We start from the raw sequence: 229 nt of genomic DNA on the forward strand, positions 1-229 counted from the left end.
GGCGGTTCCTCGACCACCGGCGGCAACGGCTCGGGCGGCGGCGGTTCCACCACCGGCGGCGCCGGGGCGGTGAACTCGATGGTCATCGGCGGCACCTGTGGCGGCACCTCGGGCAGCGCCGGGGTTCTCTGCTGGCTCAGCCAATGGATCACCGCTCCGTGCAGGGTCAGGGCGAACAGGACCAGCAGGATCGTCTCGCGCCGGCTGAGCACCCGACCCTGTGCCGGGT

General features: G+C 72.9%; 1 pseudogene. It reads right to left on the reverse strand.

Features of this window, described 5'->3' with window-relative positions:
• Positions 1-229 (reverse strand): annotated as a pseudogene (locus ACLJNW_RS29200) (energy transducer TonB); the annotation flags it as partial.

This window comes from Salmonella sp. SAL4457 (assembly GCF_046548235.1).
GTDB lineage: Bacteria > Pseudomonadota > Gammaproteobacteria > Enterobacterales > Enterobacteriaceae > Salmonella > Salmonella enterica.